Origin of the sequence: Phormidium sp. FACHB-592 (assembly GCF_014695795.1) — a bacterium.
GTDB lineage: Bacteria > Cyanobacteriota > Cyanobacteriia > Leptolyngbyales > Leptolyngbyaceae > Stenomitos.
On the sequence record NZ_JACJOZ010000034.1, the window covers coordinates 51,985 to 77,617 of the forward strand.

19 protein-coding genes are annotated in these 25,633 nt (G+C 50.5%); 6 read left to right on the forward strand and 13 right to left on the reverse strand.

The features are described from left to right. The first annotated feature begins 207 nt into the window (after nt 1-207). Nucleotides 208-1,821, forward strand: coding sequence for a cyclic peptide export ABC transporter (locus H6F86_RS08820; protein WP_190448159.1), 1,614 nt, complete (start codon nt 208-210; stop codon nt 1,819-1,821). 60 nt (nt 1,822-1,881) lie between these two features. Then, a complete protein-coding gene (locus H6F86_RS08825; protein ID WP_190448161.1) occupies nt 1,882-3,024 on the forward strand; it encodes a glycosyltransferase in 1,143 nt (380 codons plus the stop codon). Nucleotides 3,025-3,093: 69 nt separating this feature from the next. Here the strand turns inward: H6F86_RS08825 and H6F86_RS08830 are convergent, their stop codons facing one another. From H6F86_RS08830 to H6F86_RS08840, 3 genes are all read right to left on the reverse strand, one after another. Further along, nucleotides 3,094-5,568 (reverse strand): BamA/TamA family outer membrane protein, encoded by a 2,475-nt coding sequence (locus H6F86_RS08830; RefSeq protein ID WP_190448163.1) that lies wholly within the window; start codon nt 5,566-5,568, stop codon nt 3,094-3,096. A gap of 701 nt (nt 5,569-6,269) precedes the next feature. Beyond that, entirely contained in the window at nt 6,270-7,592 is a 1,323-nt protein-coding gene (locus H6F86_RS08835) for a hypothetical protein (protein ID WP_190448166.1), read from the reverse strand. Between the two features lie 202 nt (nt 7,593-7,794). After that, nucleotides 7,795-8,415: a PAS domain-containing protein gene (locus H6F86_RS08840; RefSeq protein ID WP_190448169.1), complete on the reverse strand. Its 621-nt coding sequence runs from the start codon at nt 8,413-8,415 to the stop codon at nt 7,795-7,797. Between the two features lie 599 nt (nt 8,416-9,014). On the opposite strand from H6F86_RS08840, the gene H6F86_RS08845 reads away from it, so the two are divergent. Then, nucleotides 9,015-9,536: a photosystem I assembly protein Ycf3 gene (locus H6F86_RS08845; RefSeq protein WP_190448172.1), complete on the forward strand. Its 522-nt coding sequence runs from the start codon at nt 9,015-9,017 to the stop codon at nt 9,534-9,536. A 154-nt stretch (nt 9,537-9,690) separates the two neighbouring features. Then, nucleotides 9,691-9,981: an Asp-tRNA(Asn)/Glu-tRNA(Gln) amidotransferase subunit GatC gene (gene gatC, locus H6F86_RS08850; protein WP_190448173.1), complete on the forward strand. Its 291-nt coding sequence runs from the start codon at nt 9,691-9,693 to the stop codon at nt 9,979-9,981. A 40-nt stretch (nt 9,982-10,021) separates the two neighbouring features. Here gatC and H6F86_RS08855 read toward each other — a convergent pair whose 3' ends face one another. Together H6F86_RS08855 and H6F86_RS08860 are read right to left on the reverse strand one after the other, a co-directional pair. Further along, entirely contained in the window at nt 10,022-10,450 is a 429-nt protein-coding gene (locus tag H6F86_RS08855) for a hypothetical protein (RefSeq protein WP_190448174.1), read from the reverse strand. Nucleotides 10,451-10,707: 257 nt separating this feature from the next. Next, nucleotides 10,708-11,562 (reverse strand): DUF2267 domain-containing protein, encoded by an 855-nt coding sequence (locus tag H6F86_RS08860; protein WP_190448175.1) that lies wholly within the window; start codon nt 11,560-11,562, stop codon nt 10,708-10,710. Between the two features lie 585 nt (nt 11,563-12,147). Here H6F86_RS08860 and H6F86_RS08865 point away from each other — a divergent pair. Continuing rightward, nucleotides 12,148-13,170, forward strand: coding sequence for a hypothetical protein (locus H6F86_RS08865; protein ID WP_190448177.1), 1,023 nt, complete (start codon nt 12,148-12,150; stop codon nt 13,168-13,170). A gap of 59 nt (nt 13,171-13,229) precedes the next feature. Here the strand turns inward: H6F86_RS08865 and H6F86_RS08870 are convergent, their stop codons facing one another. From H6F86_RS08870 to H6F86_RS08890, 5 genes are all read right to left on the reverse strand, one after another. Next, nucleotides 13,230-14,783, reverse strand: a complete 1,554-nt coding sequence (locus tag H6F86_RS08870) for an ATP-binding protein (protein WP_190448179.1) — start codon at nt 14,781-14,783, stop codon at nt 13,230-13,232. Nucleotides 14,784-14,953: 170 nt separating this feature from the next. Then, on the reverse strand, nt 14,954-16,903 hold the full coding sequence (locus H6F86_RS08875; protein ID WP_190448181.1) for a GTPase family protein: 1,950 nt from the start codon (nt 16,901-16,903) through the stop codon (nt 14,954-14,956). 128 nt (nt 16,904-17,031) lie between these two features. Beyond that, nucleotides 17,032-17,214 carry a hypothetical protein gene (locus H6F86_RS08880; protein ID WP_190448184.1) on the reverse strand — a complete coding sequence of 61 codons (183 nt, stop codon included), beginning with the start codon at nt 17,212-17,214 and terminating at the stop codon, nt 17,032-17,034. A gap of 215 nt (nt 17,215-17,429) precedes the next feature. After that, nucleotides 17,430-17,837 carry a response regulator gene (locus H6F86_RS08885; protein ID WP_190448187.1) on the reverse strand — a complete coding sequence of 136 codons (408 nt, stop codon included), beginning with the start codon at nt 17,835-17,837 and terminating at the stop codon, nt 17,430-17,432. Between the two features lie 157 nt (nt 17,838-17,994). Then, complete coding sequence (locus H6F86_RS08890; RefSeq protein ID WP_190448189.1) at nt 17,995-19,038, reverse strand: cysteine peptidase family C39 domain-containing protein; 1,044 nt, start codon at nt 19,036-19,038, stop codon at nt 17,995-17,997. Nucleotides 19,039-19,378: 340 nt separating this feature from the next. Between H6F86_RS08890 and H6F86_RS08895 the strand changes: the two genes are divergently transcribed. Continuing rightward, on the forward strand, nt 19,379-20,497 hold the full coding sequence (locus H6F86_RS08895) for a tetratricopeptide repeat protein (RefSeq protein WP_206756023.1): 1,119 nt from the start codon (nt 19,379-19,381) through the stop codon (nt 20,495-20,497). A gap of 5 nt (nt 20,498-20,502) precedes the next feature. Here H6F86_RS08895 and prmC read toward each other — a convergent pair whose 3' ends face one another. The 3 genes from prmC to H6F86_RS08910 form a co-directional block, all read right to left on the reverse strand. Beyond that, a complete protein-coding gene (gene prmC / locus H6F86_RS08900; RefSeq protein WP_190448370.1) occupies nt 20,503-21,384 on the reverse strand; it encodes a peptide chain release factor N(5)-glutamine methyltransferase in 882 nt (293 codons plus the stop codon). A gap of 152 nt (nt 21,385-21,536) precedes the next feature. Continuing rightward, nucleotides 21,537-22,337: a Tic22 family protein gene (locus tag H6F86_RS08905; protein ID WP_190448194.1), complete on the reverse strand. Its 801-nt coding sequence runs from the start codon at nt 22,335-22,337 to the stop codon at nt 21,537-21,539. A gap of 566 nt (nt 22,338-22,903) precedes the next feature. Then, nucleotides 22,904-25,546, reverse strand: coding sequence for an O-antigen ligase family protein (locus tag H6F86_RS08910; protein ID WP_190448196.1), 2,643 nt, complete (start codon nt 25,544-25,546; stop codon nt 22,904-22,906). Nucleotides 25,547-25,633 lie beyond the last annotated feature (87 nt).

Sequence of the window (25,633 nt, forward strand, 5' to 3'; positions counted from 1 at the left end):
TTCAAGGGATAGGGCTGCGATGAAGAGATTAATTAAACGTTGCTAATCAAAAGAATGTCTTGAGTGGGTGCTAGGCATCGGTCGTGACTTAATTTTGCCCATCTTTCTTTATGTAATTCTAAGTTGACAGGATAATATGACTAAGCGTTTTTTAAAAAGTTCATTCCTTCCAGGCGGCTTGTTCAGGATGGAGTTTGATAGGACCGCATGAGTCTGGTTGTTTTTCTTTTACGGTCGTCCTGGTGGATGGTGGCGATCGCCGTCTTGACAGGTTTTCTTAGCGGTGGCAGCACGGCAAGCTTGATCGCGCTGATTAGCCGATCACTAACTCAGGAAAATGCGCGATCGCTCGCTGCATTCGCTTGGATCTTTGGCGGTCTGGCGCTAGTGGCGTTGGTCACCAGCGTGATTTCGCAGATGATGCTGATCCAGCTTGCACAGCAGGCAGTGTTTCAACTGCGTCTGAGCCTTAGCCGTCAGATTCTTGCCTCTGAGCTAGCTCATCTCGAAAAGCTGGGTGCCCCGCGTCTGTTGGCTACCCTGACAGATGACGTGCAGGCTGTCACAGATGCAGTACGCTTGGTGCCGTTCCTCTGCATCGATCTGGCAACGGTAGCAGGTTGTCTGGTCTACATTACCTGGCTCTCCTGGCAGGTATTTTTTCTCGTTGTGGGCGTGACGATCGCAGCACTGAGTAGTTGTGGCTGGCTGCTGCGGCAGGGTCGGCAACTGCTAGCACGCGCCCGCGAAGAGCAGGATCATCTCTTTCAACACTTTCGCACCGTGACGGAAGGCACGAAGGAACTGAAGCTGCACTACTGGAGGCGGCAGGCGTTTTTGCAAGAAGATTTGCAACCAACGGCAGCGGCTTTTCGGCATTACAGTGTGCGCGGGCTGATGATGTTTGCAATTACGGCTAGCTGGGGCAAGCTAATCTTTTTCTTTGCGGTCGGGTTTGTACTGTTTGCCCTGCCAAAGATAATGACGCTGAATCCCCAAACGATTTCAGGGTATGTGCTGACGTTTACCTACCTGATGTTGCCGATGGATCGCCTGGTGAGCCAACTGCCAACGATTAGCCGTGCTGGGATTGCGCTCGGTAAAATTGAGGCGTTGGGCTTGTCGCTAGCGACCCGATCGGAAGTGCTAGCAGTGCCAGCCCCGCCCAACCAAAACTGGCAAACGTTGACGCTCAAAGGTGTTGCCTACACCTATCAGACCGATCAAGATGATGCCTGCTTTGTGTTGGGACCGATTGACTTGACCTTACAGCACGGTGAAATCATCTTCATTGTGGGTGGCAATGGTAGCGGTAAATCGACGCTAGCAAAGCTGATCACCGGACTGTATCAACCCGAGAGCGGTGAGATTTATCTGGATGGACAGGTAATTGATGCTGAGCGCCAGGAGTGGTATCGTCAGCACTTTGCAGTTGTGTTTGCCGATTTCTACCTGTTCGATCGCTTGCTGGGGTTAGATCAGACGGATTTAGATGCACAGGCGCAACTCTATTTGCAACGCTTACGTCTCGATCGTAAAGTGAAAGTGTTAAACGGGAAGCTTTCGACCACGGCACTGTCTCAAGGGCAGCGCAAGCGGCTTACCTTACTGACTGCCTATCTTGAGAATCGCCCGATTTATGTCTTTGATGAATGGGCGGCAGACCAAGATCCAAGCTTTAAGGATCTGTTTTATACAGAATTTTTGCCCCAATTACAGAAGCAGGGCAAGACTGTGCTTGTGGTTAGCCATGATGACCAATACTTTCACTTGTGCGATCGTGCCCTCAAACTGAACTACGGACAGATAGAATCGCACTAGCACCACGAGCCACACTCATCACCCTTACGGTCAGTCGATCGTGTCTAACCTACAGCACTCATGATCACGCTTCTGGAACTTTTGCTTGTCTTGCTCATCAGTGGTTCGATCGTCTTCTACCTTGCCTGTGCCACTTTTACCTATCAGTTCTTTAACGCTGCTACTCTCCCTAGTACGGCAGATAACCTGGATTTGCCCGTCTCTATTCTTGTACCTGCTTGTGGTGTTGATGCTGGAGCCTGGGAGAACTGGTCGTCCTTCTGCCTTCAGAACTATCCCAACTATGAAGTGCTGTTTGGTGTCACAGATCCGCACGATCCGGCAATCCCGATGCTGCAAAAAGTGGTGGCAACCTATAGCGATCGCGCCCGCTTGTTCTACGGACTGGAACCACGGGGCATTAACTATAAGGACAGCAATCTAAGCTATCTGCTGGAGCAGGCACAGCACGAGGTCATTATTTTTGCTGACAGCGATATTCGGGTTCATGCTGACTACATTCGCACCGTTACGGCACCGCTAGTAGATGAAAAAGTGGGGCTTGTGACCTGTGCGTTTATTAGCTACCAGCCACACTCGTTGGGAGCTGCGATCGCCTCATTAGGTCGCTGCTTTGACTTTATTCCTAGCTTGCTCATTGCCCGCGTACTCGATCGTGGTTTGCGGTGTGCCGTTGGTGCGACGATCGCCACTCGCAAAACTACGCTTGCCAGCTTTGGTGGTCTGCACTTTAACCGTATTGGCTCAGACTATAACCTTGGCAAACGAGCCGCTGAGGCGGGCTATCGCATCGAACTATCGCGCTACGTGGTGGAATCAGACACTGGGAACGAAACTGTTGGGCAGGTCTTTCAGCGGGAGCTACGCTGGGCACGCACCATTCGCTTTAATCGGGGTGCCCAGTATTACAGCATGGTGTTTTGCTATGGCACAGTGTTTTGTTTGCCGTTGCTGTTGCTGTCGGGTTTTGCTAATTGGGCGATCGCCCTTAGTCTAGTTACCTTCATCGTTCGCTACCTTCAGGTGGCGACTACTATCTTCAGTATCAAGTGTCCCAGCCTCTCACGCTGGCTCTGGCTCTTGCCATTCCGAGATGTGCTGACCTTTCTCGTCTGGCTGATGGGTGCGTTTGGTCAGAGTGTTTACTGGCGTGGACGACAGCTACGAGTGGAAGGCGATGGGCTGCTAACCCAATGGGAGTAAGGGGTAAAGGGTTCAAGTGGCTGATTGTTAGAGGAAAGAATCAACGCGAAACTCTCCCGATCTCCGCCTTTAGAAGCGTTGCCCAAAGCCAAGCTGAAAGCGACTATCGCCTTGATTACTGACGCCAAAGTCTGCACGAATAATGCCAAACGGTGAGTTAACTCGTAAGCCTAAACCAAAGCCAGCGCCTGTGCCCGGTTTGCCTCGTTGTATGCCTGGTTCGCCCAGCACTTCATCGCTAGAGCCTAAATCGGAGGCGAAATCAGCGAAGACCACACCCCCAATGAAGCGATAAAGGGGAAAGCGATATTCGGCAGAGGCTAGAAAGTAACTGCGGCTGGTTGCGAGGTCGCCTGCGCCATAGCCGCGTACAGAGTTCGGTCCGCCTAACACATAGGCATTGTAAGGAGGCAGATCGCCGATCGTAGTGCCACCCTGAAGATTAAAAGCAACCACTTGAGGCTGTTGGGCATCCGCATTCGGCTTGATTAAACCGACTGGGATGAATGTGGCATAGTTTGCCTGTAGGCGATTGCCAAACACTTCGCCGCGACCGATCGGAATGGATTGTTCGGTACTAAGCGTTACAACCGAGCCACGGCTTGGATTAACGATGTTATCGCGTAAGTCTTGAATGGCTGTGAACGATAGGGTCGTCAAGTCATCAATGCCTGTCCCGCTCAGTGAGAGTGGATTCCCTCTTTCATCTCTGGCAAAAACGTCACCCTCACGATCGCGTAGGCTCACGTTGGTATAGCTCAACCCTAACGTTCCTCTCCAGGTAGGACTTAGCGGTTTAGTGGCATCAATCCCGACACCAATTTTGCGTTCCCGCGCACGACTACCGTTTGGCAGCTTGATGTCATCGTCAAACACGCGCGATAGTCCCTGTCGCCGGAAAACATTGGCACCATAACCAGGTGTATTCGGGTCGGTATCACGGTACGGGCTGTCAAAACGGGCATCAAACTGTGTGTCTAGCGTTCCTGGCTGAATGTTGGTGCTAAATCGTTGTCCCAGTCCCCCAAAGTTGTTGTCCTGAAAATTGATTGACGCAAAAAGACCCTGCTCATCGTTATAACCACCGCTAAAGTTGACCCGCCGCGCCGATGCCTCAACCACGTTATAAATAACGGCAACCCGTCGTGCATCGCCCTCAAAGGAAACGTTGGCACCATCAAAGATGCCCAATTCACTAAGCCGCCGCAAGTCGGTGCGGGCTACGTCTTCGCGAAAGACCTGTCCTGGTTGTAGTTTGATCTGGCGGCGCAAGAAACCGGGTTGAGTCCGTCCCCGAATCGGCTGTCCTTGCTCATCAACGGGATTACCTTCTTTGTTGACAAAGCGCACTTGCACATCACCCACGTAGCCTTCAGCAACCTCAACGGTGACAACCCCCTCTCGTGTTGGCTGTAAGGTCAAGACCCGCGCTAGCGAATAACCGTTTTGGGCGTACCACTCATTAATACGTCTTACACTTTCGTTGAGCAGGGTGGGTCTAACTGCTGTACCAAGCTGTTCGCCAAACAGTTGATTTGCAACGTCTACCGTCAGCGCTTGTGCCCCTGTTAGCCGCAGCGATCGCACTATGATTGGCTCGACTTGAAAAACTACACTCAACCCTTGAGGATTAGTGCGACTGCTAACGCTGGCATTGGCAAACAGCCCAGTGCCTAGAATATCTGCCACATCTTGCTTAAGCTGAGTACTGCTGGTGCCGCCACCTGGTTGTGTTTTGACCGTATTGCGAACCACTTGCTGTAGCTCTGCCTCAGCGCCCACAATCTGTACATCTGTTGCTGTCACAACCAGATCAGGTAACGCGATCGTGCCTCTAGGGGCAGGGGTGCGCTGGCTGGGAGGTGTAACTGGTGTGGCGCTGGGCAACGCTGGCACCGTTACTCTCTCACCTGGGGCTAGTATCGTCTCCGGTTTAATGTCTGGTATCGGTGCTGTTTCTGGTGTCGTAGCTTGTTGCGATGGCACGACCCAGATGGGAGCATTGATTGACGCAGGTGACGCTCCAGGAGGCATCTCGGTCGGTAGAGGCTCGCTCAGTGAAGTCTTAGTAGGCAGCGCTTGCGTGGGCGATCGCTCAACGGTAGACGACAGAGGCGCACCAAAATTGATCGCTGGTTGATCAGATCCTACTGCTGGCGTTAAGTCAGATGGTGGCGATGTAGGAGCCGCTAAAGGGGCTGTAGCTGGTGCTACGATCGGCTGATAGTCCTGATAATACTGAGTTGTACTGCTTGTCTGGGCATCAACCGCTGCCGCTGTCTCTAAACTACTTGATGCTTGTTGATTACTTTGGGTTTGTAGACTGCTTAGGGTTTCTGGTGTTGCCTGAGCGATCGCGCCTACGCCTGGTTCTGTAATTGCGCTGGGCGGCAATGCGCTAACTGTTACGTTGCTGTTAGAGAAGTTGCTGGGTACGTTATGGCTTAACGACGAGCGTGGGCTAGCCGTTGCACTAGCAGTGTGAATGCCCTCGCATGCGGCGATCGCCGCGAGTGTGCAGGCTGCTAGTGTCTGTAGGTGCATTAACGTCACATTGCAAACCGATAAGGCGTTCAAACCGCTACTATCACCAGTGGCTGGCAAAGTAGAAAAGCTACTAGATTAGCCCCTAACATTTTGCACGGTTGCTCTGTAATTACGACATTCTTTACAAAAGAATGTGAAAAGTTTTGCTAAAGCACTGGCAACTGTGCAATCGAGGGGTTGGGTCGATGCACCTGACCAGGGATGCTACATGGATACCACCTGAATCACGACGGCTCTATCGCAATAGTGCAAGCTGAGTCATGATCGTGAAGGACAGTTTAGACTGAGGGACTATAGGCTGCCAACAGGCACGATACAGATTGAAACCGAGCTTCAACGAACGCAGGGTTGCATGAAAAGTCTGTATAGCCATTGAGCCGTCTCAGCGAGACGATATCCTCCTTGCACTCAACGACTCTGTAAAAGGCACCATTTTCACCAGTTAGAATATCCCCAAGCTTAATTTTCATTCTCTTAACGCTGGCTCACGACGAGGTGATTAATAGTATCAGTATTGCCTGTTACAGATCTAATTGACGATCGCTATTATGAAGACTTTTACGCCTTCCATAAATTCTAGGTAACGACTTTCTACTCGGCCTTGCAGCCGTTGAAAATGTTGCAAAGCGTTAAGTTTTGCCTTCAATGCATAGAGGCTAGCTAACGCTTTACAAGCAGCAAAAACATGATCGCCGTACCTAGTTTTGCCCCTGTTCCAGGCGACGTTGCCACTCAGCGTCAATTTTGGACGTTTGCTCCACATCTTGTTCCAACAGATCGCGCTCTGTGGTGTACGCTAAATCGCCTGTGCCAATGACTGTTTCCGCAGCAAATTGTTGAGCATAGGCAAGCTTACCTTGCAGCTTGGCATCCGCCTGGTTAAGTTGCATAGCCTGCTGCTGGCGTGCTTCATTGCGGGCATTGATCTTGCCATTGCGCCATTGCACCCAAAAGTAGCGAAGGAGGGGTAGCGCCAGAAACGCAGTGCCATAGCCCAGTAACACCCAGTAAATGGACTGTGCAAAGGCAACTAACCCACCGAGTTGAGCAGCCGCAGTACCATCAGCAAGGAGGCTACCCAGCACTAAAGCCCCAATAAGGTTAACGCCACCTAGCCCTACTGCCAGTATGAGTTGTCCCGAACCGGCTTGACTAAAGCGCCACGGTTGTTCTTGCAAATAGGCTGAAACAGGCTGAGGACGGGTTTGTGCCGCTGTCGCCTGCAACTCTGGAAAGTGATAGACAATCTCACCTTCAGGGCTCACTTCAGGTTGCCCGTTAAAACGAGTCAGCACGGGCAGCATATACTCTTCGTTTTGGTCTGCGTATGGGCGGCTAAACTCTTGACCGACCTGATCGAGATAGGGCGCGATTTGCTCGGCAACAACAGCGCCTCGCTCATTGCGAATGACTGTGCCGATCGCCTGCCATCGTCGCTCCTCCAGATTTGCATTCGGGTTGCCATCGCCAAACAAGAAGGAGAACATCGCCTCCAGAAAGTTCATCTTAGGCTTGTCGCCAGACCGTGCAGACCGACGATCGTACCGTTGTGGGCGATCGTTGTAGTTGGGCGAAAAAATCCAAAAGATGTCTGGACCGAACCAGATGTTGGGTAGAAAGATGCCGCCACCTGAGTCACGATCGTTATCGTCACGGCTAGAGTTAGCAGCCATCACAATGAAGAAGATTGTAATGGCGATCAGCGCGATCGAAGCCAACAGCACAATCCCAAAGGAGATCCGAATCAGGTAGAACAAGACTTTCCAAACCTTGCTCCACCATTCTTGCAACTGCAACCGCAACGACTTATTGCGTAAGACGGTGCGGAAATTTTGAGGGAATAGATAAACAACCTCGCCCGACTCGGCAACCTGCAAATGCCCACCAGCCTCAGAGGCAAGCGCCAAAAGCCCTTGTTGCGCCACAGTTACATTCAACCCTGCTTGGCTGGCAATGTCGCCAACGGTTACGCGATAATCCAGGCGTTCAACCGCCTGCATAATTTCGGGATTTGGAATCATAGCGGTTTCCCTGCAAAGCCTTATCTACTCCTAGTATAGGATCTGTATTTTTGCCCTTGAGAAGAAAAGGGGTGCAGGGAGTGGGGAGTAGAGAGTGGGAAGTAGGGGGTAGGGAGTGAGCAGTAGAGGATTTGGGCTGCACCCATTGCTGCCAGTTCCCCTTCTGCATCCCCTGCTTCCCCTGCACTTCTTCTCCCCTGCCTCACGCCTTAGCCCTACTTACAGACTCAAACACACAGCCGTCCATAGAGACAAACATATTAGTCACGTCTCCCTGATGTGCTGCAGCAGGTTTCACTGTTGCTTTGGGGAGTGTTTTGCGAAGGGCTTGAACTTGTACAACAGCTTGTTTCGCCAGGTCGATCGTCTTTGCCGCAATTCTTAGCAGTTCTGCCTCCGATCGGCGGTAGTCCGTTAGCTCGATCGCGTAGAGATACACAATCTTGAACGCAAGCAGCGAACGATAGGTCAGTGCGAAGATAGAACCATTGACGGTGACTTCAATTGTATGTTCATGCCCTTCACGTTCTAGACACGCTTTTACAATTTGCAGATGCTCGGGTGGCAAGATCGCCAGTGCTTCTACTTGCAGTCGTTTGAGTAGTTTTACCGCAGTCGGATTAACCTTAATCACTGCGCCCTCTGGATTAAAGACCAGAATCGGATTTGGGTTGTCTCGCAAGAAAGCAGCTAACTGAATAATGCCAGCATCAGCGTACTCACGGCTCGTTAAGTGCTGACGAGGCTTTAAGCTAGTTGATGACGATAGTAGTTCAACAAAGTGTGCCTGATAAGCTGCTGTCTGATTATTTTTGTCTACCATAAGATATTAGCTCCTCGAGTTTGGTTGAACGGTGGAGTTAGCCAGGGGTGTAGTGTGGTAACTGAGCCCCTGGCTTTTGCGTAGCCAGATAAAAGAAAGTAAGACGCACTGACAAAAGAAGCGGAACAAATGCTCTGAGAAAGTTGTCTTTAGCGTCAGGTTATTCAGTAAGACCTCGTAAGCTGCAAGGCACTACCGCTTCAGTAACTTCACCGTCAAACGGTCGTTATGTTTAAGGTCTGTAGCATTAAGAACTTTGCTCTAAGTGGATGCCCCGAGACTCAACTATGAGCGACTTCTTTACTTTCGCTGGTGATTAAAGCCGTTTGGTCCTGTGAATGTTGTCATAGCAGGGTGTGACAGCCCTAGTCTTTAACGCTAACCAAACTCACTCAATCGGGTGACTGGTATCACACTAAATTCCCGTGTTACTGCTGTTGCCATAATTCTTGTTGGTCTAAAGCATTATCAATGGCGCGATCGCAGTGCTGTAACAGATCTTCTACACGTCAGTTCCCAATGGGCGCTAAACTAATACACAGTCGAAGCAACCTGCTTTCCCGACTTGTTCTTGCTCCCATCACTACCATTTGCGGGCTATGCCAAGATCTCAACGCAACGACAACTTCATTGATAAAAGCTTCACGGTCATGGCAGATATCATCTTGAAGATGCTGCCTGCCACAAAAAAAGAGAAAGAAGCGTTTGCTTACTATCGCGATGGTATGTCTGCCCAAGGCGATGGTGAGTATGCCGAAGCGCTGGATAACTACTACGAAGCATTGAAGCTGGAAGACGACGATTACGATCGCAGCTACATCCTCTACAACATCGGGCTGATTCATGCCAGTAATGGCGATCACGATCGAGCGATGGACTATTACCACCAGGCACTAGATTTAAACCCCAGGTTGCCCCAAGCGCTCAATAACGTAGCGGTTATCTTCCATTACAAGGGCGAGCAGGCAAAAGAAGCTGGCAAGGATGAAGAGGCTGAGAGCTGCTTTCAGCAAGCAGCAGAATACTGGAAACGTGCTATTCGTGTTGCACCCAACAACTACATTGAGGCGCAGAACTGGCTTAAGACGACGGGACGATCGCAGATTGACGCGTACTTTTAAGACATTTTTAGTTGTTGGCTTTTAGCTGTTAAAAGCGATGAGCCAACAACAGTACTGGTCTAGGGTGCTACCTAGTTGTCAGTGTCAGCTTGTGAAGATGCAATAGCGGGTCATTCGCGCCTAAAACTTACTAACCAATCGTTAACAACTACTCATGCTTGATCGCGCACAAGTTCATAAAGTCGCTCACCTTGCCCGTCTTCAACTGACAGAAGAAGAAGAAGAGAAAATGACTACTCAGTTGGGCGCTATTTTGGGTTATTTTGAGCAGTTGAATGAGTTGGACGTGAGCGGGGTTGAGCCAACCACACGGGCGATCGACGTGAGTAATGTGGTTCGCGCCGATACGCTACAGCCCTACGCTGAACGAGAAGCAATGCTAGAGTCTGCCCCCGATCGCGATGGTGATTTTTTCAAAGTCCCCAAAATCGTGAACGCAGATTAATGTCTGTCAGCTTGTAGAGACACTAACAGCATCCTCACGCTTAATTAAGATAAACCTCGCCATCTGGCTCAATGGTAAGTGCCGTTTTATCAGTGGCAAAGTCAGTTGTCTCTGTCAGCGTTAGCTCGATCGTATTAGTAGCTGCTGCAGGCACCTGAGGACTGACAAGCAAAAAGCCACGATCGCGGCGATAAAACGACAAATTAACCGGAGTCGGTAATGACTGGAGCATAATTTCCGATCGTCCGCTCAGCACGCGCAGCTGCGTATCACCAATTACTTGATACACAATTTGTGCACCAGTCTTGTTGATTAGCTTTACCCCAACAGTGCCATTATTTGGAGTAAGTGTCGCAATAGGCGGCTGCTGTTCACTAGGTAAGGGTGGATTGACCACCGGAGCAGAGGGACGAACCTGAGCCATTGCCCTGTCTGCAAGTGGAGTAGCGATCGCAGCAAAAATTAACAAACTGCTACAACATACACCTGCGTACTGTAGAAAGTGTCTCGTGCAACGCGATTTCAGGTTCATCATAAACTCTTTGTAAAAGACCAAGACATCAGTGCTGCTTACAAGGTTGTAACTAGGACAACACCATAGGCAAGTACACGTATCTGTTGACGATTTGATCGATTAGAGAGTTCCAAAATACCTCGAAGCAAAAGTGCTTGCAGGTGGCTGCACAAGAATGTCTAAAGTCTTCTGTCCAATCACCTGCAACTGCTTTATGCTTCCTGCCAAAGCTTTTTGACTGTACCTGGTAGAAAACCTTGAATTTCCTGGATACGATCGTCAGACAACTCATCTTTAGTTGCAGAGAAGACTGCTTTAACAACGGTTTCTGGATCGACAGTGGGTTGCAGACCGCCTTCTTGCCTGACTCGGAATAAGAACGTGTCGTCTTTGATAATGAGTGGTTGTCTAATGCGACTAATAAAGCGCACCAGAGGGTTTGTATCTTCCCACAAGTCTTCAATTTCGTTTTGAAGTGCTTTTTCTGTGGTCGGCTCCATTTCTTTGTGAAGCTCGTCAGCAACGCGATCGACGGTTTGATTTGGCATCATATCCCGCATTGTGCGAAACACAACTTCTGTAATATCGCGTGCGTCGTAAAGATCTGACACACCACTTTTGAGCATCACTTTTTCTAGGAAAGGTGTGTCTTTAGTCGCGATCGGAACAGTCGTACCAGTTTTCAATGATTCAGGAGGATTCTTTTCCATGTCTTCTAACATTTGGTGACCTTTTTCTGTTAACTCTGCTTTCTTAAAGGCAATCAGATGAGGCAGTGGACCATCTGGCGCTCCGTATGTATTAGCAATACGAAAATCAACTTCTTTAGCGTTAATGACATTCGGCACATCATCCTGATTGCCATAGGCATTACCGCTAAATTCAGCGTTGATGTATGCTTCCTGGTTTAAATAATCTAAATGACCAAGAAAGTCTGCTGGAGTCAGTTCAATACCTGTGAAATCAGCTTGATTAAAGTTGACTGGGTCTGGTCCAGGATTGCGATCTCTATCCTGAATTTTTTTCAACATAAGATAAACAACATCATCCCGAATCGAAATTGGCATTGTATTTTTTCCTCGAAATCACTAGGCTGTTGTACGAACGCCTTATCAATTAATTGACCGCTAGAGACTGCGGTTTACAGAAATAGCTGTTGACATAGCAATAATTCTGCGGTGAGAAAACGCTAAAGAAGCCACTTGCTAAACAAGTGTTTGAGCCACCTGTGACAAACCGATGTCCGTAGCAAACCGAAGTATAGGTAACTACAGCAGGGCTACCGTACAAAGCAACAACATTTGCATACTATTGTGAAGGATTACAAGATGACCTCTATCTAGAGGAATTAAATTGTAGAAATGGCAGTTGGTCATTGGACAGATTTCGTCAGGCAGATCAGTATTGCTTCAAAACGTTAAGACGGCATTACATCAGTTTCCAGGTGATTGGATCACGGTTTAAGATGAAGTAGATTCCTGATTAAGCTCTATTTCTGCTTGATAAAAAGATTATTTTTGCGCTTCTCCTAGACGCTCGCTACTTATTTCTCTAGACAAAGTTTCTGCGTTTGCTTGCTATTGCGTTCTACCTTGCGTGTTTCAGGGAAATCTGAGGGCGCTTGAGATCAGTTGTCACTGCATTTTTGCTCAATGAAACTGTCACTTTATTGCCCCAAGTGTTCTCGACTGATCGCCGACCTTAATGATCCCCTTCCTCAAGTGACCTGTGCTGCCTGTCAGGATCGCTATGGTGTGTTGCATGGCAAGCTTTCCAAGCATTCTTCGATGAATGAGACGCTGTTGTTCTTAAGCAAAAGTTTGCCTAGCATCCATAAGCGTCATTACACGTTTCAGATTACGACGCCCGATCGCAACCTGAAACAGCTTCAATTCTCTATTCCTGGTCAAACTGACCCTATTCCGGTGCATTACGGCGATGTGGTGTCTGTGCTCTACACCATGCAGGGATACCTGATGAAAAAGCTGGTCGCTGTGACAAACCACACAACAGGCAAACGTTACGTGTTGCCAAACCCGGTCCCCAGCTCAACCCATCTCAGAATCACTATCAGCACGGCTGTGCTCACGTTATTAGTTGGTTCGTTTTTTAGTGGGTCAAATATTTTTCTAGCGTCGATCGTTACTGCATTGGGTACGATGGCGTATCTCAAAGTGACCAATAGCGCTCAGTTGACTAGCCCGCCACTTGAAGCATACGGACGCGAAGCCAATCGCCTGATTGGAGATCAACGGCTGCTGGCGCAAAAGTTAAAAATTGACCATCGCATTGATGAAATTAATCATGAGTGCAAGTCGAATCAGGGGTTGATTGCGCGCCTCGAAGCCTTGAAGCAAAAAATGGTTGATGTTGATCAGGCACTCTACGCACCTCGCATTTTTCGGACAACAGGCGCTGTCAAAATCCTGAAGCAACAAATTACCAATAACCAGCGCCTTGTGCGGGAATATCGTCGTGCGCTGCAAATGATTGAAATTGAGGTGGAAACATCTTGGATTGCCGATCAGCTACCTGATGCCAGCAACTTCACTCGCGCCATTCTGCAAAAGCTAGAAGAGCTAAGGGCGATCGAAGACCAAAACCAGTTTCTCAAACTCCAGCTTGCTGCTTACGAAGAAGTACAGCACCACGTGATTCCAGGGTATGAGGGGTAAAGGAAAAGCAGCTTTGAATGGATACGGATGACTGAGTTAAGTTCGAGGACTCAAAACTCCTAACTTTTTAATGCCGATTCTTGTTGTGGCAACGTCACTGTTACTGTCGTGCCCTGACCGAGCGTGCTCTCGATCTGGATCGTGCCTTGATGATTTTCGACGATCGCCTGAGCAATCGCTAATCCCAGTCCCGACCCGACAGTGGATGCCTGGGTGCGAGCCTGATCAATACGATAGAAGCGATCAAATAGCCGTGGTAACGCTTCAGATGGAATGCCAACACCCGTGTCGCTAATCATGACTTGAAGTAAGGCATTGCTCGATCGCCGAAGCGGTTGCAGCTTCACCATCACCGTTCCCCCCATTGGCGTGTACTGCAACGCATTGCCAACCAGATTTGTAAACAGGCGCGCTAATTGATCGCGATCGACGTGTAGAGTCTGCCAACAGTCGTGAGTTAACGGCTGTGATGTTGCGATCACCGTTGTACTAGACGATAGTGACATGCTCGGAGAGCTACTTTGGTTCGTCAACGGACTGTGAGAGGCACTTTTAGCGATCGGTTCAATCACGCTAAACCCAAGCTGAATGCCTTTTGCTTCAGCAAGCGTCTGTTGTTCTTCAAGCACATCTTGCAGCAAACCATCCAGCGCTACACTCATGCAACGAGCCTGCACAATACCACTATCCTGTCGTGCTAGAAACAGCAGATCATCCACTAGTCTCCCCAGCCGTCGGGTCAGGCGCTCTACTACTTTAAGGTGCTGCTGCTGACTCTGTGGATCAGGATTAGGATCTGCTAGCGCCACCTGTACATTAGTTTGAATGATTGCGATCGGGCTGCGTAATTCGTGCGAGGCATCGGCTGTGAACTGCTTCAACCGTTGGTACGACTCTCGCACAGGCTCCATAGCTAAACCCGACAAAAACCAGCCGATCGCGGCTACTGCCGCTACCATTAGCCCCGTCCCCAGCACCAAATCTCGCACCAACTGACGGACAGGCTTTGTTACCTCAAACCAGGGATGGCTAACCCGCAAATAACCCAGCACTTGCCGACCCACTTCAATCCGCTGCGTTACCTGCCGCAGGATGAGTGAGTCAGGGCTAGATTGAGTTTGCCGGCTTTGGCTTTTTGCGGCTCGGCTCGTCGATCGTGCAGCTTTCGTCTCGCCCCCTTCCCGCTCTCCTGCCTCTTCGCGTCTCGCCACCACACCTAACGTGCCGTTTTTACCTCTGACTACGCGAACCGTTTCGCCATTGTTGTCAAGATGGAGCGGTATATGCAGCGGTTCGGTAAGGGTAGACCAGAGCAATGTGCCAATGGGGCTAAACCATTCCAAATCAATGTGATCGTCTTCGCCGGTTGTCGCATTGTCTCGAAAGCTGGCTTCGACATTCACGCGCAAAGTACCACCTTCAGAATGTGGATTCACTGGTTCGATGACGATCGATCGTCCCACTACTTCCACCACATGATTCAGCGTGTCGTCAATCCGTTCAATCAACGTCTCGCGCACATACAGGTAAAAGCCACTGGCAAACAGCAGCAGCAGCACCGCTGTAACAGTGGTATACCAGAGCGCAAGCCGACGACGAGTAGTTTGAAACATAGGTTCAAGTTAGTGCTGTAAGGCGATCGTGCTTAAGAGGCTTCTACCAAGCTGGAAGTCGCTCAACGGCTCGAAAACATCTGATGATCTACCAACGGTTTCCACTAGAACGTCCCTGTTCACGCTTGGTTAGATTAACGTAGCGCGATCAACTTCAACTGGATAACGCCCTACTTCACGCCATACTGCTGAAGATACGCTTCAAACCGCGCTTCGAGTTGCTCAGATGTAAGCGGCTTTTGGCTACCATTTGCTTCACGGGAGTGTGTCCAGTACTCCGTGACCGCATGACCAAACGCCCAGGCATTGCGATCAGGTGAAGTAGAGTTGTTCAGCAGTAACGGCCATAAACCCAACAGGTCAAAATTACGGGCGTTGGGCAGATCGGCATTGAGGAGCGTAAACAGGTCATACGCCATCTGGAGTTTGCCCAGCACTATGGGCAGTTGCTCAACCGGAATTTGCTCCGCCAGCAGGTATGCGAGCGTGGGCGATCCAGTAGTTAAGGTCGAAATAAAGCGCAGGACAGGACTTTTGATAAAGGTGGTTAGTCCTTGCGTGGTGGTCATCTGAAAGGTGTAGTGGTCGATGATTTTGGCAGCGGCAATTGTGCGGGCATCCAGATTCCGCAAGAAGCGAGCGAGACGCAGTTGCTTGGCAGGGGAGATTGACTGAATCAGCCCCACTGACAACAGATCCATATTCCAGGCAGCCCGACCGCTCTGCAAATCACCTGTCACGATCGGCACGACCAAGTTGCAACGATCGCCCAGCAGCTTGGCACGATATTCGGTCGCGTCTCTGATAGAGACTTCTTTGGGACGATCACCCCACTCCCAATCGTAAGGCGGTGCCCATTCACGCAGCGGACGCAGGCGATCGACTTGAGTCACCACTGCAATCACAGGCAAATCTGCCACTTCTGCTTTTGCGTCTTTGAGGAAATCTACATCCATTTGCAGTGCTGGGTCGAGGGCAGGCGTAACCAGCAGCAGCAAATCAGCTTGTGTGATGTAGTCCAGTACTTGTTCTCGCAGATCGGTACGGTTGGTTTGCTCGTAGCCCGGAGTATCCCATAGCGTCAGCGACTCGCCTCCCTCAGCTTGCCAGTGATAGTCCTGCACGCGATCGGTGCTAGGGAGCACGTCTACCTCAGCACGGCGATCGACAAAGAGGGTATTGATCAAACTGCTCTTCCCGGCTCCGGTACGTCCGACCAGCAAGATGTTGACCGGTTTTTGCTCTACCGCTTCGGCGGGTTCTGCCTGAGTCAAAATATCGCGTAAGGTCTGAGTCTTTGCTTTGGGCAAGGCTGGGGTTGTCTTTGGGAGCGTTAAGGTGGCGGCAGGCATGCCACCGTAAAGGACGATCGCCTGTCTGCCCAGATTCGTTAACGCGGCTTCGCGCAAAAGCTGACCCAGATTGACCAGTAATTCCTGGGTGGCTCGATTGCTTGATCGTTGCGTTGCAGTCCGTGCCAGCGCTGCAACCGGATTCAAAAGCCACTGCGCCCAGTTCCATACCTCCAACAGCTTACGTGCGGATGGTTCTAGCTTTTGGTAAATTTCATACGCTTGATATGCCTGCCCGATCGTCACCTGGTTCAATGCAGGCGACAGCTTTTGCATCCACTGATCCATATCGTCAACAGTGCCCCGCATGAGCGCATACGCCTGTGGTACATAGATTTGCAGCAGTGGACGCTGCACCTGTGGGTAATAAGCATGGGCGACTGCTTCAACCACCTGCTTGCAGCGCGCCCAAAACTCAGTCCAGCCGTCCCAAAGCGGTGGATCAGTGCGTGCTTCGTCCAGAATCGTTTGAATAGCAATCTCTGCCTGTCGCGCCGGGCTACCTGTTGGTGCGGCTGAGGCTTCTGTGGTGTCTGCCTCTAGTTCTTCTGTCACCTCAGCCACGACTGCTTGTACTTGCGCCAGCGCCGGCTGGGTCCATCGCACGAGCAGCCATCGCCAGATGGCAAACATGAACACGACAACGCCCCAAATCCAGCTAATGCCCCATTGCTGAATTTGAAACCCTGCTGCGATCACAAGAAAGCTGACGATACTGGCGATCGGCAATCCTAACGCTAGCCATTGCCATAGTTTTAATCGCACCATTTCTACCCTTTGAGCGCCTTCCCTTTAGTTTAGTGAGGAGTAGGGGAAGTGAAGCGTTCGGGGAGAGGAGGAAAGGGAAAGAGATAAAGTATAAAAATTTAGCTTTCAGCTTTTAGCTTTCAGCCTCATTACTGCCGACTGTCCTGCAACTGAGCTTGCAGCGTCAACTGTATTTGCGTGATCGAAACAGGTCGAACCGGTAGATAGCCCGAGATAATCGCTAGGGCGATAGTGATGGCGATCGCGTTGAGTGCAGCGTTACCCTTATTTAGTAGAGAACCAGACATGACGACTTTGGAACGTAGGGTCACTACTAGTTATGGCACCCTTACTTAGTAGCATTCGTGATAAATAAGACCAAAAGTCGTAATTTGCATCACCTCTAGCTGTGATGGGTGTCACAACTAAGATTGTGGCAAGAAAGCCATAACTTAGACCTCACAGCATTCTTCGCAAGGTTCAAGTTGATAACGGTCTAATGCCTTAACTAACTCAATGACCTTAAAGATTCAGTGAAGCTGCAAGCTTAAACAGCATAAGCCCGAATGCGTTTGATCAACTCGTCAAAGTCAAACGGCTTACAGATAAAGTCATTCGCCCCAGCCGCCTTGCCAACTTTTGCACTCTCCTGCCCATGAGCTGTAATTAGCACAACCGGTAGGCTAGCAAGTTTTGTACTTTGCCGAACGCGCTGTGTAACTTCGTACCCGCTCATTCCAGGCATCATGACATCAAGCAGCATTAGTTTTGGAAGCACTGCCTCAGCCTGTGCAAGCGCTGCCACACCGCTACTAGCCAGTTCAACGTTGTAGCCTTCAGCTTCCAAGATTGCCTTGAGCAGAAAGCGATTATCTGCCAAATCGTCAACAACGAGAATATAGTCAGTCTGTACGTATAGTTCTCGTTGAGAGAAAGTCTCAGTCTCTAATTTCATTAAGGAAAAGGATTATATCAATCACTAAAGATGTTAAATACGCTCTCGCACACTTAACATATAGCTGTATTAGTAAGCCTTAATACTCATCCCCAAGAGGGACTTAGTTGCAACGAGCCGTCTAAGGCTTTGTGTAAAATGATACCTTTGTTAACTGCTATGCCTGTCCTGGTACCAGCGTTGGTACTCCCTGCAAAAAAGAACCTGTTAACAGCAGCACGGTCTGCGGATCAAGGCTACCAGTAGTTGCAATGCCAACAGCAGTCTGAAAACGACGGAGCGCTCGACTGAGATCTCGTGAGGGCTTGCTGAGATAGCCGAGGCGCTGTAAGTAGTCGGCTGCTTGTTCTGCCGTAAGGTTGCGATCGCTTGCCCGAAAAATTGGTACATATTGCTGCCGCCAAATTTTGGCAAACTGCATCTGATTCAGCATATAGACTTTGCCGCTGGCTGGATCGCCGATCACTACCAGTTCACTGTTCATCTTTAGCAAGGCGACTGCATGAGGCAGCTTCCGTCCGCCACTAATTAACCAAACGCCCAGCACCCCTGGACGATTAACCCGCTGCATTTGCTCCCACGTTGGTGACAATTCCAGCCCGTCCATCCCTAGTTCATGGGCAGCGACAATTAACTGCGGCATGGAGGTTCCCAAGCGGCTAGTGCCTGCCAGTTGTGCCACACTTGACTCCGTTGCCTCAACCTGCCAGCGCCGCAGCACAGTAGCAAGGGCAGCGGGAGCACAACTGCTCATGGATGTTTGCTTAAACACGCCGTTGGCCTGGAGGTTGTTGTGCAGCCAGGTGTGAATTGGAGCCAGGAAGTAGACTTCCGCAGCGCTAAATCCGGTCACGCCCAGAATACCGATGAGCGCTACTGCAATCACCTGTACACGTGCTGTTTGCCAGCTTACGATGTACGCCAGCCCACAAAATCCTAGCAGAACAACCCGCATAATTGTCCAGGTAATACGCATACCATAGACACGCCATTCGATTGGTAGAAACTGCATTTGAGGCACATTCAATGCCAGCAAAAGTAGCGCGATGTAAAGCCCTAAAAAGAGTAACGAAAGCGAAGTTCTACCCTTAAACAAATCATTAGCGGTTGCGCCTTTACGTAGCAACAGCTTCCCTAAGCGTATGCCCCAGCGAAACATCAAACCGCCGAGCAACAATGTAGCGAAGATCTCTAAGAGCATGGTGACGATCGCGCCAGGTTCGGGTAGAAAGGATGGGCGATTAAGTGAAGGGCTACGAGAAAATAAGGTTGTTCTATTGCGAGTCTAACGTCTGATGTTGATGGCTCACTCCGTCGCTTTACCGAAAAACAGGTTAGTGATCGTCACTTTGCCACTGCTAACTATGTAGGAGTGCGAGTGCTAGTTGTGCAGCAGCAAGATGGTATAACCGCTCAAGAATTAATGTTTCCTTTAGAAAAGGATTTAGTATCTAGAAAAGGATTTAGTATCCTTTACAAAGCTATTGCCAGAAACGCCAGCCTCTAGCCCAAAGCCATTGTCCCTGTCAGACACTCCTAACATGGGAACACCAGACGATTCGCGACCAAGAGAAGACCCATCGCTGCCGTCAGACGCTTCTAACAGAGGAACGCCCGATGATTCGCGAGCAAGAGAAGCGATCTTGCAACGGTTGTTCAACTTGACTGAACCAGAGCGATCGCCCGACTCAGAGCGATCGCTTCATCCAGAGCCTTTGCTAGGTCCAGAAGCTGCCCCAGCCTTTCCCAGGTCTATGTCAGAAGTTCGGTCTGTGTCAGAAGCATCGGCTGTTGTTCCGTCTAAGGCTCAATCAAACATGGATAGAATTCGACGGTCTGCTTCCAACTATCAAGCGTTGATTATTCCAGCGATTTTGCTAGCAGCCATTGTTGGGTTACTAGCAGCAGTGTTGTCGTCTACCAATCGCTCCAATTGGTTCAAATTTGGGCAAACGCCTGCTGATCCTGCGGCGGCACAGCGTTTTAACAACGATGGTCTACGAAAAGCACAGGCAGGTTACAACAAGGAAGCGATCGAGGATTACAACCAGGCGATTGAGAAAAATCCCAATGATGCAACAGCTTACCTCAATCGTGGGGTGGCGCGGCACAAGCTGGGCGATGCGGGCGCTGCTATTAGAGACTATGAGCAAGCACTGAAACTGGACCCCAATTCTGCTGTGTTGTATAGCAACCTGAGCTACGCCTATTACGATCGCCAAAATTACGATAAAGCGCTGGAAGCAGGGAATCAGGCTGTAGCACTGGACGGTAACTTTGCACAGGCACATATCAACCTGGCAAATGCACGTGCCAAAAAAGGAGACAATGACGCTGCATTGCAAGATTATGCCCAGGCGATCGCGCTGAGACCACAGGCTCCTATTCTGGCTGGTGCTTACAACAATCGAGGCAATGTGCAGTTTGCGCTCAACAGAACCCGTGAGGCGATTGGTGATTACAATCAAGCGATTCGGTTGAACTCAAACTATGCCGATGCCTACTACAATCTGGGGCTGGCACAGCAAGCGCTAAACGACCGCCGTGCCGCTATTCGCAGTTTGCAGACCGCCGCTAGTCTCTACCAGCAAGAGAATAAGGAATCGCTGCAAAGAGCAGCCACCGATCGCGCTAACGCCTTGCAGCGAGACAATTCCTAGCGCCCCTATGCTGCTGAGGCGCGATACGCCAGGGCAAAACGGTCAATACCTGCCAGATCGGGATAGATCTGAATCTCGCAGTAGCTACCTTGCTGATGCAACAGCTCGGCAACTGCGATCGCCTGTCCTGCCATCATTTCTACAAGCCAGATGCCACCCGGTTGTAAATAATCTGGTGCTGTGGCAATCAGGTGCCGCAGGCAGTCTAGCCCGTCCCTGCCGCCATCTAATGCCAGGTGAGGTTCGTGTTGGGCAACCTCCGGCTGCAATGCTGGCACCATTGCACTGGGAATGTAGGGTGGATTGGCAACGATACCGCTTAACTTGCCTTTAAGTTGCTCTAACGGTTGCAGCCAGGAACCTTCATAAAACTGGATGCGGTCTGTCAGGTTGTACTGCTGAGCATTGGACTGGGCGATCGCCAATGCTGCCGCACTGCAATCGACGGCATGAATCACTGCTTCAGGAAACGCGGTTGCCAGTCCAAGGGCGATTGCCCCGCTACCTGTGCCTAAGTCTGCCCAATGCCCGTGGGAGAGTAAGGACGTTGGGCACTGAGAATTGGGCGGAGCTTTGATTGCCGCGATCGCCAAATCAATTAAATATTCCGTCTCCGGACGGGGAATCAGCACTGCTGGCGAGACGTTAAGCAAAAACTGTCGCCAGGGAGCGATCCCAGTAAGGTATTGAATGGGAATACGATCGCTCAGCCGACGCTGCCAGAGAGCTGTCAATTCAGAGAGCGGTAGCTTGAGCCGCAGATCTGTTTTGTCCCTGAAGGTCTGTAGCTGAAGCGAGGGGCGGTCTAGTCCAGCCAAATCTTGCAAGAGCCAATCAACTTCCTCGATCGCAACATCGGCAGCGATCGCCTCCTGCCGTGCCAGCATTCGCCATTCAGAGAGCGTCTGCCCAGACACAAGAAACTCTCGCCTCACTGATTGAGACGAGAGTGCTTGAGATGAGAGTAGCTGAGACAAAACTTGCTCTGAGTCGTCTCTTTCCGGCTGTTTGCTATGGCTCACTCATGACTCTGCCTTGCCTACTTTTTCGGTGCAGGAGCGGGTGCAGCAGCAGGCTTATTCGCAGGCGCACCCCGTTGTGGTGTGATTGACTTCAAAAAGTCGATTGACTGCTGTGGTGGCACCAGCACAATCTGGTCTAGTTGAGGGTCATTCTTTGTCTGTAAGACCTCCATCAGTCCTTCCAGGTTAAGCACCTGAATATCGATGGTGGACGCTAGCGTAGGCTGCTGCTGCTTAAAGCGATCAAGTAAACCCTGCAATTCTTCCTTGTTAAAAAACATGGGAATAATCGGCTTGCCGTTCTGCTGAATCGTTAAGTAGCCCTTATCCTTGCCGCCACGAGCCACAAAAAGTGGTGTGCCGTTGAACTGCTGTGGTGTTTGCCCACCTTGCTGCTTCAACAGCGAAACGGCAGTGTCAACTTGCTGCTTCGAGGGTACATAAGCAAAGTCAAGCTGCTCTGGCTTGCCTTTGTTAGTCTGGTTGAGCTGATAAACTTCTGCCAGAGAGATAGGCACTACCTGTACATTCTTTGCTAGATCGGGTTTTTTGCTCTTTAGATTGTTCAAAAAATCCTGTGCATCTTTCTGGCTAATGAAGACACCTGCCACGGCTCGTCCTTTCTGACCACTAGGAGGAGACGCAACTAGGGGCGCACCCTGCGAGTCGGCAATTGTAAAGACAGGAACGGGGCGAAGCTTCTGGATAATTTGCTCTTGAGGAAGCGCAAGCACCTGCATGGTGCCTGCCAAGAACGACCCAACAAGAGCGCTTCCAACTAGCCCAGCGGCTGCACTCCAACGAACCAATGATTTCATAAATTGCTCCTAGCACTAAAACGGCAAAGGGTTTACAGGGAACTGGATTGCGGGCTTAACCCAGGTGAATGAGGCGGCTAAACTCTATGACGTTTGTTTGCCTACCCATTCTGATGCATCCGCCGCGATTTGTAAAATTACGACAACGTGGAGTCATCGCAAAAAAGGGGGCATGGAAACGTACGCTAAATGTAGCCGATCGCAACTGTTATAAGACCATATTTGAACTCAAACATAGACGTTGAACGCTGCTATCGTTTGATGCAAACATCTAATTCACCCATGAGATCAAGCCGTCACCTTAAACAGTCATTCGACTGACAGTGACCGTACTCTCACAGCACATTGGCGTTTTTTGTTGGCGCTAAATCCGGGCGATCGCATACAAATTTTTAGAAACAAAGTAGTATGCGTTTTGCCCCCGTTCCCGTCATCAGTGACCGTGCAGCGCCGTAAATAGTTCCGAGGACGGCTAGCAGCAGAAAGCAGAAAGCGTTGGTGCCTTGATTGAATGTCTGCTGCTTGCAGAAGGCGTTATCTCTTTTGCTTTTTCTGTGATTCCTTACTCATTTCAAAACCTTTTGCACCAATGCATCACGACGGGGTTGCAAGGCAGTATCTAGTTCCGGCGCGTAATCAAAAGACGGGATCAAATCTTTGCAAAATTGGGCGATCGCCACATTGTCGACAACGGTCAGGAAATCAACTGGAATCGAACCATCAATATGGCGGCTGAGGACACCAAACCCTGCCCGTTCACGCCGATACGTTTGACTGGGCGCATTTTGTTTCAGCCACTGGTCAAAGGTCGATGAACGCGCCATTGTCGCTGTTAGTTCAGCTATAATTTTGGGCGGTGGATCAGTATGAGTGGCAACAATCCATGCCTGCTGGAGCAAGGTCTGCCGTTTTGCTGGGTCAAGCCATGCCGCGATCGCTAGCGCTCCACTTCGACTTGTCGCTGATCCAGTGCTACTGTCTGCCAGAAAGGAGGGCGCGATAGTTTGTTTCTTAGCCAGGTCGAGGACAACGCGACTCAGCGCCGTACCGTAGGTTGTCAAATCGGTACGCGCTCCAACAATGTTTCCCTGCCACCAGCGTAAGCCGCCCCGGATCTGGTGTAACTGCGCTGCTAGTGCAGGGCTAGGAGACGCTTCGAGCAGTGTGGTCAAGGTACTCTCAACGCGACGGACAACTGGCTCGTACAAAGACTGTAGCCCTGGTAGTCTCCAGATCGGGCTGGTCAGCAAAATGGGATCGCGCACAGCTTCTAGGGTAATAGCGTCGATTGCCAGCTCTGCCTCTTTCTGTGCCAGCAAGCTCAGTCCTAACCCGTAAAAAACGCCCCGTTTGGCTGGAATCAACTGCGTTGATCGAGCAAAGGCTTGGCTAGCTGCTTTTGGCTCCCGGTTTAGCAACAGCCATGCCAGGTTAGTTGTGCCAAATTCCTGGTTTGGTGCACTTTGATTGCCCAGCTTCAGCCACGCAATACCGTCCTGGATCAGTGCTTGCTGCTGCGGTGGGTTACTAGCTTGCAGCCCTAGGTTGCCTAGATTCCAACCTAGTTCGTAGGCATAGTACGGTTCCCAGCTTGCTAGCTGATGTGACTGCTTTAAACGATCAACAAACGTGGCAACATCATTTCGACTGAGTGCAGCAAACCCTTGGCTGGACAGCAACCAAGCGCGATGGACAGGTATTAACCAGATGATTGCTGCCATAAGAATGCCAACCCCCATAAGGGGCAGAAACGGCACCGGATGCAGACGTAGCGGCGTAAGAGGATTGGATGTAGCGGCGGTTAGCTCAATAAGCTGGCGATCGTCGGCTGCTCTCAACCCACTATCAGGGCGATCGCGAAATTCTGCTGTCAAGACGGCTAAAAATACTACAAGCGTGCCGCTGATGCAAATGTTGTCAAGCTGGTAATCCGTTAGGCTAACAATGCCATAGCCCAGCAGACTACTAAAAAGGCAGCCAATGAGTATTGATGGCGTTTGCGCTGCTGTGCCGGTAGGTACCGCAATCGCACGCAACCACTTAATGGTGCACCAGATCAGTAACGCGATCGTACCGACACCAACTACCACTGCCCACAGTCCTAATTCTGCCCACAGGTGCACCGGAGTACTGTGTAGTTGATACGCCCATTCTGCCTGCTGCCCTGCCCACCCCGGACGATGTAGTTGAAACAGCAGCGGCACTCCTCCGGGTCCCACCCCTGTAAAGGGGCGGCTCCAGCCCATTGACCAGCCTGTTGCAACCATAATGAGCCGATACGCGAGTTCACCGCCCGCTTGCCCACTCAAAACACCCGCAAATAGCAGCCGCAAGCGGTTGTTGGTTAGTGCCAGAAGCGCCAGTAATACTACACTTGCAAGTCCGATCGCGCCCAGCCAACGGCGAGACAACCGCTTACGCCACAACAAAGCCCCGAAGGTCACAATGGCTATCGCTAACAGTCCTAGCCAGCCGCCTCGCGAACTGGTGGTATAGAGGTCAAGCAAGCCCAGCCCAAATCCAACCAGCCACAGAGATCGCCGCCATCCAGCCTGTACTATGCCTAAGCCCAATAACAACGGCAGCGCCAGCACCAGGTAGCCTGCCACATAATTTTGGTGTCCGACAGGTGCCCAGTTGCGTAGCTCCACGATCGCAAAATCAAAGGGCAGCCGCACGCCATATGCCTGCCATGCTTGCAAGTGTGCCAGTTCTGGTAACAGCGTTGTGTTGACCCAAAGCGCCAAACTAACGACGATAAACGCCAGGCTCAAGTACCCCTGTGCAACCAGTAAGCGCGATCGGCGCTCTGGCACACTTAACCAGGTACTCAGCGCATACAGCGCCGCAAGAAAGCAAAATACTGCCCAACTATACCAGCGCGCTTGCATCGGAAAGGGTGCCAACCCTGCTGAAATGATCAAGCCTACAAGCAGCAGCCCTACCACCCAATCAAAACCAGCACCTAACCAGCGCAGTCGTTTTTGCCACAGTAGCCCTAGTAGCCAGAGCACTGGACACAGCAGCCCTACCTGCCAGATAAACACCCACGGCCAGGCGACCATGAGGCTATTGCTGTTGGGCAGCAGTGTGAAAAGGCTGTAAAAAGCGGCTGTCAATAAACCTAGCAGGTTTCCTTGAGCCGTCTTATTAGCACTGGTGCCTGCAGATTCCTTTGAAGGTTGTGCTGGAAAATCAGAGTGGGTCATCTAAGCGTTAGAGTCGATTGGGCTTTAGATTAGATTGGAAGCCTAACACCACAATATTGCCCTCTAATACGTCCGGCTTACCGTTTT